Consider the following 19,230-nt stretch of genomic DNA (forward strand, 5'->3'; position numbering starts at 1 on the left):
CAGTGACGTAAGGTTGAAGCAAGGCGTAATTAGCTATGCCTTGCTTCACTAGCCCATAATGGCTATGTACATAATCCTCAAACTTAATTCGTCTGGGATACGCTCTCCGTTACCGATGAGCTATCAACTCCACAAAACGAATTGAAACATGACTTGCCATGCCCTTCGCCAGTTCCTCTTCCCCGAAGAACACCGTACCGATTCCATCCCGCCGCAGGAGCTGTGATTCATCCTCACTGTGAGTGCGAACCACGACCTCCACTTCCGGATTTAACGTTTTGGCGGTTTCTACCATTTGGCGCGCGTTGAGTGGATCAGGAGTTGCGATGACCAGCATGGCAGCCTTGGCAATATGGGCCTGGATAAGCACAGCAGGGTCCGCAGCATCGCCGGAAACAGCCGCTTTGCCTTCCTTACGCAACTGATCCACCATTTCCCTGTTCTGCTCAGCAATGACGTAAGGAATCCCCTGTTCGTCCAATACCTTCGCTATCCGCCGTCCAACTCGTCCATAACCAACCAGAACGATTTGGCGCTCCAGGTATTTGCGGTCCGTATCCATGGGAAGTTCAGCATAAGGATCCTGCCTGCTTTCAAGCTCGCGTGCAAACGACGAGCGCGCCAGCACCCAACGGCGTACCGGCTCGATCAGGGTAAACAATAGCGGATTTATGGCAATCGAGACGAGCGCACCGGCCAATACCAGGCTCATCCCCTCCTGCGGTAGCAGCCCTAGCGTCAAACCGAGACCGCCTAATATGAAAGAGAACTCTCCTATCTGGGCAAGGCTCGCAGCTACCGTCATACCAGTATTAAGTGGGTAGCGTAGAGCTAATGTGATGACTAGCGCCGCTAGTGATTTTCCTAGCACGATGATAGCCACAACGGCCAGTACATGTGCCGGTTCCTGAACCAAGATCATCGGGTCGAACAGCATCCCTACGGACACAAAGAACAATACCGAGAAGGCGTCACGCAATGGCAACGACTCTTCGGCAGCCCGATGGCTGAATTTGGACTCCCTCATTACCATACCGGCAAAGAAAGCACCCAACGCAAAAGACACATTAAAGAGCTTGGATGCACCGAAGGCAATACCGATGGCAATCGCGACGACCGCTAGCGTGAAGAGTTCGCGAGAGCCTGTTCGCGCCACTTGCCAGAGCAGCCATGGCAGCGCTCGGCGTCCGGCAATGAGCATCAGCGCGACGAAGGCGACGATCTGCAGAAGGGTTTTCCCAAGCGTTACCCAGAGTGGCCCGTCCTGCGCGGGCAATGCTTCGCTGGTACTACCGAGCATGCCTGCCAGTGGAGGTAGCAGTACCAGCACCAGTACGGTTGCCAGATCTTCAACGACCAGCCAGCCGACGGCAATACGGCCGTTCATGCTGTCTAGCACTCCGCGCGCCTCCAATGCTTTAAGCAGCACGACAGTACTGGCACACGACAGGCAAAGACCAAAGATAAAGCCGTTGCCCCAGCTCCAGCCCCACCAGTGAGCCAGTACAGCGCCCAGCACCGTGGCGAGACTCATTTGTACGATAGCGCCAGGAATGGCGATGCGCTTGACCGAAAGCAGGTCACCAATGGAAAAGTGCAGCCCCACGCCAAACATCAGCAGCATCACACCAATCTCGGAAAGCTCCGAGGCGATGTGCATGTCGGCCACAAACCCGGGCGTGGAAGGGCCAATGAGAATGCCTGCCAACAGGTAACCAATCAGTGCGGGTATTCGCATCTTTTCGGCCAGAAAGCCCAGTATCAACGCGACAACAAGTCCCGCGGCAATGGTCGTAATAAGGGGAATGTTGTGCTCCATAGAACTCCTTCTAACGTATCCAGTATTCAACCGCTAGATATGAGCATAACTGGCCGGACTTTCATTCACCCTTACTGATTGGCTAAAAAAATGCCCTTTCATTACAGGATGTTAATGGCATCCTTTCAATATTGGTAATAGTTTGATGAACAATGCTAGGTTCCATGCCCGCGTACGGGTTCAGGCTTGGGCGGCCTCTACCTCCTTATAAAGATAAGGATTGGAACAAACTACGCTGCGATAGGTATTTTGAGCGCGCTGTCATGTTCGCTTTTGTTGGTTATCTTGACTACAGGAATTTCCAGAAGGAAAAGCAATAAAAAGCTAGCCAAAACCTCTATTTAGGGCCAAACAAACTCAGCGACTCCAAGAAGCAAGCAGATTGCCCCTTGGAGTACGTTAGATGTCGGCTCAATGCTTGCGTTTAGATTGGGTGGAAGGTAGAAAAATCGTAAGAATCCCCAAGAGCGGCATGAATGAGCACAGTGTGTAGACGTACTCGATACCACGCAGGTCCGCCAGATGGCCCAGCGCTGCGGCTGCGATCCCACTAAAGCCGAACATAAGGCCAAAAAACACGCCGGCAATCATGCCTACGTTGCCGGGCACCAGCTCCTGAGCGTAGACCACAATGGCAGAAAAGGCCGACGCCAGGATAAATCCAATAATCACGCTCAACACGCTGGTCCAGAAGAGATCAACGTACGGCATGGCCAACGTAAATGGCGCGGCCCCCAGAATGGAAAACCAGATTACCGCCTTGCGCCCGATCCTGTCGCCAATGGGCCCACCAAAGAACGTACCTGCTGCCACCGCGCCCAGAAACAGGAACAGATGCAGCTGGGAGCTGGCCACCGACAAGTCAAACTTCTCGATCAGATAAAACGTGAAATAGCTGGTGATACTGGCCATGTAGATATATTTGGAGAAAACCAGCAAGGCCAGGACGACCAAGGCCCCCGTGATCTGGCGCCGAGAAAGCCCATGCGTAGCTTCACGCCCCTTCTTTTTCCCCGCCGTATTTAAGTGGCCCCGATACCAGAGGCTAAGCCGATATTGCACGCCGATGGCAAAGAGTCCGAACAGGCCGAACCACACGATATTGGATTGGCCGAAAGGGATGATGATCGCTGCAGCCAGCAATGGTCCTACAGCGGTTCCTGCGTTGCCTCCTACCTGGAAAGTAGACTGGGCCAGACCAAAGCGGCCACCAGAAGCCAGACGGGCAACTCGCGAGGTTTCAGGGTGAAAGGTGGATGAGCCAACCCCAATCAGCGCCGAAGCTACCAGTATGGTCGAAAAGGTATCGACAAAACCCAGCATCAGGATGCCTATCAGTGTACAGACAGCACCAGCCGGAAGCAGAAACGGTTTTGGATATCGATCCGTATAGAAACCAATCCATGGTTGCAGCAAAGAGGCTGTGACTTGAAAGGTCAGCGTAATCAGCCCTACCTGGGTAAAGGTCAGGCCGTAATTTTCCCTCAGCATGGGATAGATGGACGGAAGAACCGACTGGATAAGGTCATTGATCAGGTGCGCGAGCGCGCAAGAGAAAACAATGCTCATCACAAGGGGATTGGCGGCAGAGGCTGAACGGATGGAAGTGTCAGCCTGGGCAGTAGGCACGGACATGAACGGTACTCGTTATACTCATTGTTTGGTACCGTACTGTGCCATTTCGTAAGCATGGTATCTAGATACAATTCGAAACAGTGTGCAGGTCCGGTTGCGGTTTACTTATAAGCAAGGCAAATACGGCACCTTAAAAGCCACATCCTATCCAGTATGAAAGACGACCGGCAGGAAGGCCTCACTGGCACCAGCGAGGCGGATCAATTCAGTGCTCAAGACGCTACCAGGACCAGAGCCGCGACGCTGCTCCATCACAGACACATCAATTGGGATCGATTGAGGCTACCATCCTGCCGTTTATGAAGGATCACTTTACGAGACGCTGGGCCTCTTTTAGCAGGTCTCACATCAGTGATTTATCGTAAAAAGGGCAAGTAAGGCAAAACTACCCAAGGCCGACATCACAGCCTGTATCTTCTTCAATATTCTCTGCAACAACCTGCTTTGTATGCGCATGCCACACCTCCTGCAAAGAACGATTACCCATTTCTGAAAGTACTTCTAATAGACAGCCATAAAACGCTGTATCACGACAGGACCGGCTAAACGGTATAGCTGTTTGTCAGACTGCAACCCTTTTCTGAACCAAGAAATACCGAGCCGATATCAAAGTAGAAGCGTTGCAATAGCACGGGCTATTAGAGGCGAACTGAAAAATAGCCCGGACGGATATCTGTTCTGAGAGGAATAAGACAGTACAACGTCCATCCAGGCTAAAGGCCTAGCTTCAACTTACTAGCAGGACCGCTAGCACGGTAAAGATACTCAATTAGGGGGATGAGAAGTTCGTCAGAAACGGTAAAGGTAAGTAAATAATGGATACAAGGGATTAGGTCAGGATGTAGTTCCAACATTTTTGTAAGACACGCCGCCTTTAATCGACAGCTGAACGGGAAATGACCTCTTGTATAAACCTCAAATCGGCCCTCGTACCAGAATGCCCTTTCGGCCTTGCGCAGCTCGGATACAAGATTGGTATCCAGCAGGCGCATCAGGATGCGACCCGCCATCCGTAAGTGAATTAATACTCGCGGAGCCTCAAACTATTACCCTGCTGTATCGGGATACCTGATTTCTCAGATGCCGTTATTGAACGACCTACCTTAAAGACAGAACGTTGTGTCCTGTTTAGGATGAGGGATACGTTTGCTCTAGGGTGCCCTAGCGAGGAAAGACGCCGCTGCGATGCTGTAATGGAATATGGCCGCGTTGCTTCTTCCACTCCAAAGCATGTGTTTAAAGCATCAGGTGTCCGCACTGTGCCTGCCGGGCACTAAGTTCTATCAGACCGTGGGTCGTAAAGGTAAAACGTACGGCTAGACAGCCTACGTTAATGCAAATGCTGACTATACTCATGGGAGCCACATTCCGCATTAGTAAAACAGGTAGACACCAATGCGCAGAAACAGGGAAGAAATGATTGCCATGCTTGAATCCCGAGTTCATCACGAAGCTCTCTGGTTCAGCCGCATCCCTTTGCTCATTGGCATCGTAGCGGCGGTCGTTGTTTGCTTGGGCTACGCTTCATCTCATTGGACGTTCATGGCGGTTGGGCTTTTTGTCCTGATTATCGGCTTTAGCACCCAGGCGGTGCTCTGGTTTGGCCTGAGAGATTTGAATCGTCGTCGCTAGCACTGTCTGCAAAAGATTTAACGAAAGCCCTAGGCACCTCGGGCTTCCTGTACTTGTATATCGCCACACGGTGCGTCACCGACTTTATTTATGGCTTCCCAAACGTGACATCCAATGTCATCGAATCAGTATGGCGCATCGGATTCTGTCCAGTGGGCAGACGATCATCATCAGGGTGCATGTAGGTCATGCCTGTACCGAGCTTCTCGGTCATGAATTGGCCGCCTTTATTCATGGTTTCTGTCGAACCATCGTAGAAGCCAGCAATGGTCTTGTTACCAGCAGAATCGACTGTAACGATATTGCTGGGCGCAGCGTCAGCAATACTCTTGTTATCACCAATCTCGAATCCCTTGTTATTCGTGGCATGGATCGAGGCGTTTCGGCCATCGATATCACTGGTATTGATAAAGCCGTTGAAGAATTCCAGCCGGCTGGCATCAGGGCGGTAATGTCCGTCTGCATCCGCCTGCTTAAGCAGTCCAGTGGTATCGTCCTCGAACCTCATAACGCCTGTCTGCCCTGGCTCAAGCGTTAGCTCAGCGGTCAACTGCTCGTTCTTATCGAATTGGCCTATTTTGATCGGATGGTCCTGAGTATTGGTTATATTGAATGCACGCGGACCGCTACCGGCAGTGGGCCCGTCACTACTGGCTGGGTTTGCAGACGTTACCTTTTGCGGGTCAGTTTCGGGAGTTACAGCAGGGCCAGAAGCTACAGAAGGTTGTTCCGAACTACCAGCCGCTGGTGCGGTGGCTTTTCCTACCTCCCTACCCTTACTTTGGCCCTGAGAGGATGCTCCCGTGTCGTTCTGGTTTTGCTGTAACCGTTGCGCAATCATCTGAAGGATTTGCTGCACCAGGTCACGCACCAATGCCATCAAATCCTCTTCGTTAGCTCCCTTGACGCCACCTGGGGAATGACCAGCCCCAGCCTTGCCGAACGTGACCTCCCTTCCCTGGCTGGCAGGCTCAGAAGGCGAACCGAAATTAACCTGTCCGCCGTATGGCTGAGCCAGGCCACCGTTGAACCCAGGCGTTGGGCCATAATCATTGCTGCCAAGGCTAAAACCTGGCTCAGCGGGCCCAAGCACTTTTACTGACATATCAGCCTCCACAGAACAAATAGGGTATTGCCTGTGTGGTCAATTCTGGTTTCGGGTTCCTACTTAATCGTCCTTACAGCTTTGGCAGTACGCGAACTGGAGAGGAGAAACGCTAACCGCTCACGGTGCAGCCAGCGTTTTTCTCCCTTGTACTACGGCTGCCCTTGCTTGAGACCTGAAAACGAAGCCTTGAAGCCCAGAATGAAATCCACCGCTAGAAACACAAGCAGGCTGGCGCCTAATACAGGCAGACAGATCCCCAGTACTGTCGAGATTACAAGCGCCAGGATTCGTTGAACCAGGCCCAGTTCACGCCATGCATCGATAAGACTCGGTTGAGAAATATCATTAAAGGTCGGACGCCGACGCCACCAGAGCAGGTATCCCCAAACCACCATGACCACAAGGCCACCTGCAAATCCAATCAACAACAGCTGATTGGCAAGGCCGAAAAGTACCCCCATGTGCGCATCGATACCCCACCGGGTCAGTTTGGCTGGCAGAGAGTACTGAGCAAACAGGACATGATCTACCACCGCCAAGGAGCCGGGATCGATAGCAACCGCATCCACATGAGTAGGCCAGCGACGGTCGATTTCATTAACCGTCCAGGCTTTTCCCGGCTGCATGGCAGGTTTGATTTCCACCTTTGCAGCGTCAATGTGCTGGGTACGTGCAGCGGCCATCACCTGATCAAACACGTCGGGATCAACCGCTTCCATCTTCGGCATGTTATCCATGTGCATATGATGTTCGGCATGCTCGTCCATGGGCATCTTCATGGTGGTTGAGCTACCCAGCTCCGTTGAAACAACAGGCGTCGACCATCCATAATATGCACGCAGAATGCCGATATTGCTCCCTGCATACTGTGACCATGTTAGCCCCGTGGCCGAAAAGAACAGCAGCCCTGCTAGCAGCCATACCCCTGTGGACCCATGCAGAGAGCGTAGACCCGCCGGCGTCTTACCACGCGTACGACTCCGTCGTGACGCCCATAACACCAAGCCGCCCAAGGTGGCGACCCATAGCCAGGATGCCGCCAGTTCACTATAGATTCGGCCTACATCACCCAACAGAAGGCCCCGGTGAAACTGATCCAGCCAGGTACGTAATGGCAGGACACCACTCGTCCCGTATACCTTCATATCGCCTTTGACCTCACCGGTCACCGGGTCGATAAAGATGGCACGGCTCTCGGAGGCGCCCAGGCCCGGCGCGTTGAACATCACCCGGGTAGTATCACCGGCTGCAGGCGCAGGGCGTACGGCAGTGATGCGAGAGGACGGATCTACCGCTGCCTGGGCCGCACCCACTTGGGCGGCAAGGCTGAGAGGAGCGCCCTGGCTATCCGTATGCAGGGCATCGGCATAAAGGTAGTCCTCAAGCTGAGGGGTCAAAGCGTAGACAATACCGCTCAGCGCCGCCACGAGAAGAAAAGGACCAACAAAAAGCCCGATATAGAAGTGCAGTCGTTTGAGTAACTGGATAAACGCGCCCGGTCTATTCTGGACCGACGCTGGCGAAGAACCTGACATGAAAATTCACCACGGCTAAGCACGACGACAACACATGGCTGCCGCCAACTAAGGGTTAGTAAGTAAATGCCGCCAGTGGCTGTCAGGGCGCGCGGGGATTGAGGCAGGGAAATGCGTCACGGGGAGGTCGTCGACAACCGGCGTCCAGATGATACAGGCGTTGCCGTTTATGACGCAGCAGCCAGCTCAGCGCCGTGAAAACCATGAGCGCCAGTGGAAGCGTACCAGCGAAGGCGCAATCGCTCATGGCAAGCTGCTTGATAGCTGAATTATGAGATGAATCAACCATGGGCATACTGCCCTGGTGCGTATCAGGCGCGGCGGCCATAGCATGGTGATGTACGTGATGGTCCATCTCCACCGTTGTTTCGTGGGGCGACGGGAGACGGTATGTCTGGCCATGCATGATGCCGTGACCAAAACTACAGGCGAGACCATTGAGCAGGACGGCGGCAACCAGCATCCAGGCAAGAGAAGTAAAATGGGCTCGAACTGACTTCATACCAACCAATTTAGCACTGATGACAAACACAGACCAGGTGCGGGATCTGTTGTCGAACGGTGCGTATACAGCAATACCGTACGTAAACGCCAGGCTGCGGCCACATGCCGCAACCCCGGGTTTTGAAGAACTCAAGCCTGTCTGGGCTGCCCGTTGGAGGCTGAGAGCCCACCATCGACAGGGAGATTCACGCCGTTTACGAAACGGGCATCATGACTGGCCAGGAACGCAATGACATCGGCGACCTCTTCGGCCTCGGCTGGCCTTCCCAGCGGAATCCGCTCCCTGAAGCTGGCCATAAGCGATTCATTGCCAAGCATATCTTCCGTCAGCTCGCTTTTAGTGAGGCTGGGGCATACGGCATTGACCCTGACGCCTTCTTCACCAAAGTCCATTGCCAAGGCACGGGTAAAGTTGGTCACTGCCCCTTTGGCCGCGTTGTAAACACTCATCCCCCAGTCACCGCCCAGGCCTGAGACCGAGGAGACATTGACGATGCAGCCCTTCTGCTTGATCAACTCAGGCAAGGCGCTTCGGCTACAATAAAACACACCGTCCAGATCGGTGGACATGACCTTGCGCCAGTCGTCGACATCAGCCTCGGTAATCTTGCCCTGGGCCACCGTACCCGCATTGTTCACCAGCACATCCAGGCGGCCATACTTCTGGATGACATCCGCGATCAGCTGCTCTACTTGAATCCGGTCCGAGACATCAGCGGTCTTGATGTAGCTGCTATCCGCTGGAAGCGTACGCGCCACGTGCTCAAGCTTTTCGGTCGTTCTGCCCACCAGCACGACCTTAGCGTTCTCTTCCGCAAAGCGTTTGGCAGTTGCTTCACCAATACCCGATCCCGCCCCTGTCACGAGCACTACCTTGTTAGTAAAACGAGTCATGTCAGCCTCTCTGGATCATGGAAGGTATGCACCAGTAGAACCGCAGCAGCAAACCCAAGTTCATCAGGAGGTGCATTGCAGAGCCAAGCGATCGCTAGTTAGAAAGTACATTCTGGCGAGGGCACGCATACCACTTTACAAGCGATGCTTATCGAGAACACAACGAATGAGACACAAGCGGCCCGCTAGTGCTTCGAGAGTCACTTAGACTTTGTCTATGCAATTTGACTGAATATTGGTTTCTCAATGCTATGTCGTTTACTTGATCGCTTGGGCAGGTTCAATGCCGCGATTACATGTCGCGCCGACAACGCCTCTACTCGAAACAGCATGCAATAAATTACACAACGAAAACAAATTTTGAATCGCTTTAAAAGCATTTAAATTTTTCACAGAATTCAAGGATTGCTATTCGTTCCGCTTGCTCACGACCCTTAAAACTTTCATTAGCTACAGCCTTGTCTGCATATCGCACGACTGCAGAAAACCTCGGACAAATCGGCCATATCAGGCTACGTTCAGTTATTAACGCAGTGACGAATAGAAGTCCAAATCGCCTAATTTCCTGACACTTTGTACGTGAAAGATCTAATCCAGTGCTTATCGCACTTTGGCAACGAACGAGTTGTAACATTTTGACTCTGACCTGTATTGCTCAACTAGGTGGACTTATAACAATGCGGGCTTCAGGTTTGTTCGTAGCTGCTTTAGGCATATTCGCCAGCCAATACAGCACTGCTTCGACGTTGTCTCAGGAATCTTACGGCACCACGCAAGATGGCCATTCTGTAACGCGCTACACCATGACTAACGACAAAGGCGTAAGCGTCTCTTTTTTAAGTTTTGGTGGTGTTATTACGGAGATCATTACGCCTGACCGACACGGCAAACGCGCCAACATTGTGCTGGGGTACGATGATCTGCATGGTTACGAAGTTGTGGATGCTCGCGAAGGCATCCACTTTGGCGCTCTGATTGGCCGCTACGCCAATCGCATCGCCAAAGGGCAGTTCACACTTGACGGAAAAAACTATCAACTCGAACGAAATGATGGTCCTAATACGCTGCACAGCGGTAGCAAGGGCTATGACAAGCGCATCTGGCAGGTCACGCCATTGGTGACTGAAGGCCCTGTGGTCAAGGCTGCCCTGAAGTTAAACAGCCCAGAGGGCGATCAGGGATTTCCAGGCAACCTCCAGCTAACTGTTACCTACAGCCTTTCTGACGACAACACATTTCGTATTGACTATCAGGCCCAGACGGATAAGAACACGGTCATCAACCTGACCAATCACAGTTACTTCAATCTGGCCGGACCTGACAGTACCCATGGAGTCCTGGATCAGGTGGTGCAGATAAATGCCGATCATTATCTTCCCACCGATGCTCAGTCGATTCCTACCGGCACCCTGCAACCGGTGGAAAACAGTGTTTTTGACTTCCGAACGCCTAAAGCCATTGGCAAAGACATTCGCGCCAACGACCCACAGCTCCTTTATGCCCATGGCTTTGACCACAACTGGGTATTGAACAAAGGCGCTGATCCAAAGGCGTTACAAGATGCGGCCAAGGTCGTTGATCATGGAACGGGTCGCATACTTGAGTGCCTGACTACAGAACCCGGCTTGCAGTTTTATACCAGTAATGCTCTCAAGGGGAACGTAACGGGCGCAGGCGGCAAGGTATATCGGCAGACTGAAGCGTTTGCCTTTGAAACCCAGCATTATCCAAACAGCCCGAACCAACCGGACTTTCCTAGTACGGTATTAAAACCTGGGGAGGTATTTAATAGCACGACCGTATTCCGTTTCGATACTCAATAACGCCTTTGATAGTTCACTAAAGGATCCGTGCTTTTTTACAAAGAGAGAAACAGTTGATGAGCACTTTATCGACAAGGTCTGGATTGAGAACTTTCACTGCGGTTATCGCCGTTATATTCGCGGTAATTTTAGTGATTGGAGGGGCCTGGCTTGCAGTATTAGGCGGCTCGTATTATTACGTGATCAGCGGTATTGCTCTGCTGATCAGCGCTACTCTGCTCGCGCGTCGCTCTACCGCCGCGATCTGGCTTTATGCGGTACTGATGCTCGTGACGCTCGTATGGGGCCTCTGGGAAGCAGGCACCGATTTCTGGGCTCTCGTACCACGCCTGAATATTCTCGGGCTGTTGGGCATCTGGCTGTTGATTCCTGGAGTAACGCGTGGCATTGGCGCAGGTCTCAGAGCCAGCAAAACCTTTTTATCTGCAACGCTGGTGCTGTCCATTGCCGTACTGGTGTATTCGATCTTCAATGATCCGCAGGAGATCAATGGCAGCCTGGCGTCTACCCAGCCTGCCCAGGCTCAGCCGGTAGAGGGTATCAGCCCGGCGGACTGGCCTGCTTACGGCAGGACCCAAAGCGGTACGCGCTACTCGCCGCTGAATCAGATTAACGAGAACAACGTCAAAGACCTGCAGGTCGCTTGGACATTTCGTAGTGGCGAGTCCAGAACCGAGAATGATTCGGGGGAAACCACTAACGAACTGACCCCAATCAAGATTGGCGATAACATGTATATCTGCACCACGCACCAGATATTGGTAGCGTTGGACCCGGCTACAGGCAAGGAGAAATGGAGGTTCGATCCCAAGCTTAAATCGGAACCCTCCTACCAGCACCTGACCTGCCGTGGGGTATCCTATTACGATCAAGCCAACACCACGGAGTTTGCAGCCAGCCTCGCCGGTAAACCCCAGGCTCAGACCAGCTGCCCACGCAAGGTATTCCTGCCCGTCAATGATGGCCGTCTCTTTGCCATCAACGCAGACAATGGCCAACCATGTAGCGAATTTGCCAACAATGGCGAGCTGGATCTTAAGGAGATGCATCCTTACACCTATCCAGGTGGTTTACAGCCCACCTCACCGCCGGTTGTAACGGGCACTACAGTAATCATTGGTGGCTCAGTTACTGACAACTTCTCTATCCATGAGCCATCAGGTGCCATCCGGGGTTATGACGTCAATACCGGCGCGTTGCAGTGGATATTCGATACGGGTGCAGAAGATCCCAATGCGATCCCGACTGACGGCAAGACCCTGGTTAACAACTCACCCAACGCCTGGGCGCCCTTGGCCTATGATGCCGCTGCCGATGTAGTCTATGTACCGACAGGTAACGCCACGCCTGATATCTGGGGCGGCCACCGTACGCCGCTTATGGAGCGCTATGCCAGTGCTATCGTTGCGCTGAACGGCTCGACCGGTAAACTGGTCTGGTCTTATCAGACTACCCACCATGACCTCTGGGACATGGATGTACCTTCCCAGCCTACTCTTGCTGATGTAAAGGTAGAGTCTGGCGACACAGTTCCTGCTGTTTACGTACCGACCAAGGCGGGTAATCTGTTCGTACTGGATCGTCGTGACGGCAAGCCCATTGTGCCCATTACAGAGGTGCCGGTACCACAGGGTGCCGCAGAAGGCGATTGGGTAAGCCCGACGCAACCTCGCTCCGCCTTGAACTTGACCCCCATCCAGACACTGACTGACAAGAACATGTGGGGCGCCACCATGTTCGACCAACTGATGTGCCGCGTGATCTTCAAGCGCCTGAGCTATAAGGGTCAATACACGCCACCGTCCGAACAGGGCACGATTGTTTTCCCCGGTAACCTTGGCGTTTTTGAATGGGGTGGCATTTCCGTCAATTCCGACCGCCAGATAGCGTTAATGAACCCAATGGCGCTGCCCTTTGTGTCAAAGCTGATTCCGCGCGGCCCGGGTAATCCCATGTGGCCGGAAGAAGGCGCCAAAGGGACCGGCACCGAAACGGGCATTCAGCCCCAATATGGTGTGCCGTTTGGTGTAGAGATCAATGCGTTCCTGTCACCGCTGGGCCTTCCGTGCAAGCAGCCGGCCTGGGGCTATGTCGCCGGGGTCGATATGAAAACCCACGAAGTAGTTTGGCGTAAGCGAATCGGTACGATTCGGGACAGTCTGCAGGGGCTTCAACTGCCACCGTTGAAAATTGGTGTCCCTATGCTGGGAGGCCCGATCTCGACAGCAGGTAACCTAATGTTTATTGCCGGTACTCAGGACAACTATATCCGCGCCTATAACGTGACCAATGGCGACAAGGTATGGGAGGCACGTCTACCGGCTGGTGGCCAGGCCACACCCATGACCTACGAAGCCAACGGCAAGCAGTACGTTGTCATCATGGCGGGCGGGCACGGCTCCTTTGGCACCAAAATGGGTGATTATCTGATTGCGTACGCCCTTCCCGATACGAAGTAAAATTCGTAATCAGAGCTGACCTCTACGCGAAGCCCGGAAATCTCATCCGGGCTTCGCTGTTTCTGCATTATGCCTAGGAATTGGCCTGCCAAAATGAACGTCATTGTTGGCAGCGTTCATTGCCGCTGCGTTATGCTTGGCGATACAGCTTTCGGGCAGATGAGACCTGTCTCACTTGCTGCATCACTATTACAACAAGAGCCCCCCAACCGATGCGAGCACTCTTCAAATACTGCGCCGCCATCCTGGCCTTTGGCGTTCTGGCAAGCCCTATACAGGCTGCAGACAAGGTTATTTTCGATACCGACTTCAATGTACTCAATGATGACGGTCAGGCGTTCATCATGCTGGCGCAACTGCATGCGCAAAAACGGATCGAACTGTTGGGCATGACGTTGGTGAGCGGCAATGCCTGGGTGGATCAAGAGCAGGTAGACGCCCTCAAGGCCGTCGAGCGTATGGGCGTGGAAAAGGAAGTCGGCGTTTATTCTGGCGCAGCCTACCCGCTTCTACATGACCTCTCGACGTACCCGCAAGAACAGGCGCTGTTTGGCGCAGGCTGGCCTGGCGCTTTCAAGAGCCCACGACCGACCTCAGCCGATGCGCTCATCGCGCCTCCGGATGGTCGCGCCACCCATACGACGGTACGCCCTGAATCAGCGACCCAGTTCATTATCGACAGCATCAAACAGCACCCCCATGAAGTCACTATCCTGGCTGTCGGTCCACTGACTAACCTGGCCTTGGCTATTCGCAGCGCACCTGAGATCGTGCCGCTGATCAAGCGTATCGTGTACATGGGCGGCGCCATCGGGATTCCAGGCAATACCACGCCCGCAGCAGAATTCAACTGGTGGTTCGACCCGGAGGCTGCACGGATCGTTTTACGCTCGCCGATAGAGCATGTGATCTTCCCCAACGACGTCTGCGAAAAGGTCATCTTCAACGCAGGCGTCTACAAGCGCATCGTGGCCGCTGAAGGGGTTATCCCTGACCTTTACAAGACAGTCCTGGGCCCTGAGTTCGACAAGGACCCTGCCTACCAGAGTTTTACCTGGGACAGTCTGCCGGCGCTCTTCCTGGTGCACCCGGAACTGGTAACCGAATCGAAAGACCTTTGGGTTGACGTTGATACCCACTTTGGCCCGAACTACGGCAGGTCACTGGGCTACCGCAAGAACCCCCCATTAGGCACCCAGAAAGCCAAGGTGGTGTTTGGTATCGATCAACAAGCCTTTTGGAATGATTATGTAAACCTGGTTACGTTGCCTGCCCCAGTCAAACGACCATGAAGCGGTGCCTAGGGTTGCCAGCTGTATTGTTGCAACCCTGTCCTTGCCTCCACACAGGTCTGCGCTGCTGGCGCATCCTCCGCTGCCAGAAATGCTAAAAACTTAGCGGATAGTGTTAAATCCCTTGCTGCTTTAACCAAGCCCCCGTGGTACTAGGGAAGTTGCGTATCTACAAATCATGCTAGTGAGTCATAAGCAGATCACCCTGCGCGGGGCGACCTAAATAAAACCCTTGTGCCTGATGGCAATTAAGCCGAGTCAATAATTCAAGCTGCTCCTGGGTTTCAACGCCTTCAGCCGTAACAGTGAGCGATAAGGCACGACCCAAACCAATGATGGCTTCGATAATTGCCTCGCCACTAGACGAGCCATCCAACGCGGCAATAAAGCTACGGTCGATCTTGATGCCGTCGAAGGGATAGGTATGGACGTAGCTTAATGAGGAGTAGCCGGTGCCAAAATCATCCATGGCTAGCCTAACGCCCAGCTCCTTGAGTGCTCGCATAATAGCCAAGGCATCGTTGGTGTTATCAAGCATAACGCTTTCGGTAATCTCAAGCTCCAGGCGCTCAGGCGCAAGCCCGGTTTCCTCTAGAACCGCTTGTATGCGAGCTACTAAGTCACTGCGCTTGAATTCTATCGGTGAAAGATTGACTGAGACAAAGGCCGAGTCCTTCCACTGCATAGCCTCTAGGCACGCCCTGCGTAATACCCAGTCACTCAACGGCACGATTAGGCCGGTTTCTTCCGCAATGGAAATAAAATAGTCAGGGCTTAAATAGCCGCGTAGAGGATGCTGCCACCGTACCAAGGCTTCGGCCCCTGTTAGATGACCACCTCGTATCTTATAACGGGGCTGAAACTCCAAGCGCAATTCGTCTCGGCGTAAGGCCAGTCTAAGATCCGTCTCGAGTTGCCGCCGAACCAGAAGACGACTACTCATCCGTGAGGTGTAAAACTGCCACGTGTTCCGGCCTGACGCTTTGGCTTCGTAAAGCGCTATATCGGCAAAACGCAAGAGATCGTCAGCCTGACAGCTATCCTCCGGCGCCGAAACGATCCCTATGCTGCATCCTACACTCACCTCATGCTTATTGATCAAAACAGGCTTTCGCAGGCTATTAAGGAGTCGCTCGCAGAGTTTTTCAATAAAAGCCCGGTTTGGCAGACCGCTGGCTACAATGACGAACTCATCGCCCCCAATACGGGAGACAAGATCATCCTCACGCATACATTGTTTCAGCCGGTGAGAAACCTCAACCAACATCTGATCACCAGCCGCGTGCCCAAGGGTATCGTTTATGGGTTTGAAACCATCCAGATCAAGGTACAGGAGCCAAAGCGGATTCTCCGCGGTAGGCTTGGCCTCCAACCTCGCCTTGAGAAAGCGATACATCATACGCCGGTTGGCCAGGCCCGTCAGAGCGTCCTCCTGAGCATCTCTTAATCGCGCTTTTTCCTGGAGTTTGCGCGGCGTAATATCCTGTACAAAGGCGCTGAAGATCGTACGGCTGTCAATCTGGATCGCCGTGATGCGTGTCTCAACGGGAATCAGCATCCCATCCTTACGCAACGCCGAATGTTCGACAACCTTGCCCACATTGTTGCTTTCTCCTGTGGCGAGGAAGCCTTTCAAATCGTCACGATAAGCCTGACGCATCATCGGCGGAATAATCAGATCCTCTATAGACGCGCCTATTGCTTCTTCTCGACTCCAGAGAAAGATCTCTTCGGCTTTGCGATTCCAGGCGGTAACAGCCCCCCTTTCATCCGTACAGATGTACCCGTCACTGGTATTTTCCAAGATGGCACTTAGTTCGGCCTCACGCTTATGCAGCGTTTGAATGTGCTCTTGCGCCTCTTTGGTTAGCGAGTCTTTCCTGGCAAGGAGAACCTCTTTATCGACCAGCATTTTCTGTAGCTGCCCGTTCAGCCCTTGGAGCATATCTTTCATGCGCATATCAAGAAGCGCTCGGCCAAACTTTCGGGCTGAATCTATTTCAGCCTCTGACCAGGGCTTAGCCTGATAGCGAACCGTTTCTTTCCAGTCTTCAAATGACTTTCGCGGCGTCAACTGCCCAGGAGTAGAATCTGGCTCAATTGGCTTATGGGGATTACCTGCCCAATTAATGGTTTCAAGATATTCGGCCCTGAACCATAGCAATACAAACGGAGGGGTGTGCGAGATTATAACGGCCAGTAAGCCGCTGGCCTGGGTGGCATACACCTTTGCAGACTCATAATGATCCACAAGACTTTTGGTCGCAAAGGTAGTCGGCATGGATGGCTCCAGAAGCCACTCTATCAACGCTCGGGTCTGCTCCTCAGATGGCGTACTGCCCAGCAGGGTAAGCTTGCCGTGAAGAAGCAGTGCTGCACCCTCTGCGTGAACAAGATGCTGAACATCCTTCAAATAGCGCCGAATGCTTTCTTCAACAGCAGAAAACCCTGTCAGCCTTTTGAGTAACTCCTCACGAGCAAAGGCCAATTGCTGCGCCTGATTGTTAATCGCTTTTTCTAAATGCGCCTTAATCGATTGGCCCAGCGTCTGCCCTAATAGTTTACAGGTCTCGCGCATATCATAAGAGACCCGTTTGGGAGAGGTATGATGGCAGGAGACAAGTCCCCATAGTTGCCCATCCACGACTATCGAGACGGACATAGAGGCTGTAACGTTCAGGTTTTTAAGATATTGAATATGAATGGGCGAAACGCTGCGCAAGCTGCATCCGCTCATGTCCAATGGCTGACCTGTAATGGGGTTCAATGCCGGAACGAGCGGAGCAGGTATATACCCAGCATCCGCTATTGTTCTGATGGGATTCCGAAGATAAAGCGCTCGCGCCTGCCTGGGAATGTCGGAGGCGGGATAGTGATGGTTGAGGAGCGCATCAAGACTATCGATCTTGTCTTCAGACGCGACAAGCCCTGTCCCATCCTCTAGAAACCGATAAATCATTACCCGATCAAACCCGGTCAGTCGGCGAAACTCCTCACTCGCACTCTTAAGCAGAGCGTGCAGACTGGTTGTGGCATTCCAAATTGTAAGAACCCGATGGATCTCGCCGACCCTCTGCGCCGCAGTGATTTGATGCTCTGAGGAAGGCTCCAGCTCTAGAAACAGCACACCATTGTAAATATGTGCTGTCAGATCTACGGGCATACCAAGGTTGCCTGCTGGCGACAACGAGCCTAAATACAAAGGTTCAGTCATATCAGGCTCGAGCGTCAGAAGAGACGTCGCGGCATCGGCCCCAAAAACCGTATCGACTGGCTGCCCCAGCAAGTCAGTAGGGTTTCGTGTTAAAAACCGCACAGTATCACCGGCAACTTGTTGAATAATCTGGGTATCAGGGTCGATAGCAAGCAAGATGCCGTGTGGCTGAATCGATCCGGGAATATGAATCGGTTCCCTGTCACACTGCGCAAGATCAAGAGGCTGGTTCGTTTGATCCATAATTAAAGGGTACGCCTGAAGGTCAGTATGCGGGTAGAGCAACAACCGCTCCACGATAGGCTACGGCTTGGCTTGTTATAGGTCTGAGCCAATACACCGCCATTGGTTCGTTAGAGATTCCCCGCTTTACTTGATTAAGAACAGGCACGCCCTGAAACCACGTAGAGAGCAAACCATGTTTATCGTAACGGGTGGCACCCAGGGCATTGGCGCGGCGGTGGTTGAAAAACTGGTTACTGAAGGGCATCAGGTCGTTTTTACCGGCCGGGACGAAAATGCAGGGCAAGCCCTGCAGACACGGCTGAAGACAGCCGTTTTCATGGCAGGCGATGTCTTGAGTGAGCAGGACTGCCAACAGGTCGTAGCGCATGCAATGACATTGGGAGAGGGCCGGATATCCGGCCTGGTCAACAGTGCTGGCATGTCCAGCCGTGGTGAGTTCGGCACGATGAGTCAGGACACCTGGGATCATCTTTTCGCGGTAAACACGCGCTCGGTGTTTTTCTACATCAAGCATGCGCTTCCGGGCCTGCAGGCAGCACATGGCGCGGTCGTTACAGTGTCTTCCATTGCAGGCAAGACGGGTGAACAAGGACTTGCAGCATACTGTGCAACCAAGGCCGCCCTGCTGGGACTCACCCAGGCGCTGGCGTTGGAATATGGCTCAGAGGTGCGCTTCAACGCGGTGTGCCCTGGGCAGATCGCTACGCGCATGATGGACAAGGTTATTCAGGATGCCGCTCATCTTGCTGCACTTACCTCACGGATACCCGCAAGCCGCCTGGGCTCGCCCCAAGAGGTAGCCGAAGCGATCTACTGGCTGCTGTCGCCTGCATCAAGCTATATCAATGGCGCTACGCTCACAGTTGACGGTGCTGAGACCGCTGGCCTTATGAGCCCAAAACGGTAACGGACAGCTTATCCTCCAGTAGGCGTCAGCCTTTACCCCGTCACGTTTTTGGCGGAACCCTGGTATCAAAAGCGCTTGCCAAGTCCGGGCGGTATGCTTAAGTTAGCGCTGTCTCGAAAATTAAAGCAGTTAATCGTCATTGTTTTCGAGATGCATTATCTA

Annotated in this window: 12 protein-coding genes; 5 read left to right on the forward strand and 7 right to left on the reverse strand. The window is 53.1% G+C overall.

Annotated features, from left to right (window positions below; all coding sequences use genetic code 11):
* Window positions 1–109 precede the first annotated feature (109 nt).
* Both ybaL and EAW52_RS19775 read right to left on the reverse strand, forming a co-directional pair.
* Window positions 110–1,819: a YbaL family putative K(+) efflux transporter gene (ybaL, locus tag EAW52_RS19770; RefSeq protein WP_122043691.1), complete on the reverse strand. Its 1,710-nt coding sequence runs from the start codon at window positions 1,817–1,819 to the stop codon at window positions 110–112.
* 411 nt (window positions 1,820–2,230) lie between these two features.
* Complete coding sequence (locus EAW52_RS19775; RefSeq protein WP_122043692.1) at window positions 2,231–3,454, reverse strand: MFS transporter; 1,224 nt, start codon at window positions 3,452–3,454, stop codon at window positions 2,231–2,233.
* Window positions 3,455–4,849: 1,395 nt separating this feature from the next.
* Here EAW52_RS19775 and EAW52_RS19785 point away from each other — a divergent pair.
* Entirely contained in the window at window positions 4,850–5,086 is a 237-nt protein-coding gene (locus tag EAW52_RS19785; protein ID WP_010799101.1) for a hypothetical protein, read from the forward strand.
* An 88-nt stretch (window positions 5,087–5,174) separates the two neighbouring features.
* Here EAW52_RS19785 and EAW52_RS19790 read toward each other — a convergent pair whose 3' ends face one another.
* The 4 genes from EAW52_RS19790 to EAW52_RS19805 form a co-directional block, all read right to left on the reverse strand.
* The gene (locus tag EAW52_RS19790; RefSeq protein ID WP_122043694.1) at window positions 5,175–6,191 is read right to left on the reverse strand and encodes a hypothetical protein; all 1,017 of its coding nucleotides are present in this window, start codon (window positions 6,189–6,191) and stop codon (window positions 5,175–5,177) included.
* A 152-nt stretch (window positions 6,192–6,343) separates the two neighbouring features.
* Window positions 6,344–7,729, reverse strand: coding sequence for a PepSY domain-containing protein (locus EAW52_RS19795; protein WP_122043696.1), 1,386 nt, complete (start codon window positions 7,727–7,729; stop codon window positions 6,344–6,346).
* Between the two features lie 82 nt (window positions 7,730–7,811).
* A complete protein-coding gene (locus tag EAW52_RS19800) occupies window positions 7,812–8,231 on the reverse strand; it encodes a DUF2946 domain-containing protein (RefSeq protein ID WP_162997663.1) in 420 nt (139 codons plus the stop codon).
* Between the two features lie 131 nt (window positions 8,232–8,362).
* A complete protein-coding gene (locus EAW52_RS19805) occupies window positions 8,363–9,127 on the reverse strand; it encodes an SDR family NAD(P)-dependent oxidoreductase (protein ID WP_122043699.1) in 765 nt (254 codons plus the stop codon).
* Between the two features lie 677 nt (window positions 9,128–9,804).
* On the opposite strand from EAW52_RS19805, the gene EAW52_RS19810 reads away from it, so the two are divergent.
* From EAW52_RS19810 to EAW52_RS19820, 3 genes are all read left to right on the forward strand, one after another.
* On the forward strand, window positions 9,805–10,950 hold the full coding sequence (locus tag EAW52_RS19810) for an aldose epimerase family protein (RefSeq protein WP_122043700.1): 1,146 nt from the start codon (window positions 9,805–9,807) through the stop codon (window positions 10,948–10,950).
* An 83-nt stretch (window positions 10,951–11,033) separates the two neighbouring features.
* On the forward strand, window positions 11,034–13,409 hold the full coding sequence (locus EAW52_RS19815) for a glucose/quinate/shikimate family membrane-bound PQQ-dependent dehydrogenase (protein ID WP_372238864.1): 2,376 nt from the start codon (window positions 11,034–11,036) through the stop codon (window positions 13,407–13,409).
* 212 nt (window positions 13,410–13,621) lie between these two features.
* Window positions 13,622–14,701 (forward strand): nucleoside hydrolase, encoded by a 1,080-nt coding sequence (locus EAW52_RS19820; RefSeq protein ID WP_122043702.1) that lies wholly within the window; start codon window positions 13,622–13,624, stop codon window positions 14,699–14,701.
* A gap of 181 nt (window positions 14,702–14,882) precedes the next feature.
* Here EAW52_RS19820 and EAW52_RS19825 read toward each other — a convergent pair whose 3' ends face one another.
* A complete protein-coding gene (locus EAW52_RS19825) occupies window positions 14,883–18,158 on the reverse strand; it encodes an EAL domain-containing protein (protein WP_122043703.1) in 3,276 nt (1,091 codons plus the stop codon).
* Window positions 18,159–18,333: 175 nt separating this feature from the next.
* Here EAW52_RS19825 and EAW52_RS19830 point away from each other — a divergent pair, with 175 nt between their 5' ends.
* Window positions 18,334–19,068, forward strand: coding sequence for an SDR family NAD(P)-dependent oxidoreductase (locus EAW52_RS19830; RefSeq protein WP_122043705.1), 735 nt, complete (start codon window positions 18,334–18,336; stop codon window positions 19,066–19,068).
* The last annotated feature ends 162 nt before the right edge of the window (window positions 19,069–19,230 follow it).

It is taken from the genome of Pseudomonas sp. LTJR-52, assembly GCF_003691465.1.
Lineage (GTDB): Bacteria > Pseudomonadota > Gammaproteobacteria > Pseudomonadales > Pseudomonadaceae > Chryseomonas > Chryseomonas luteola.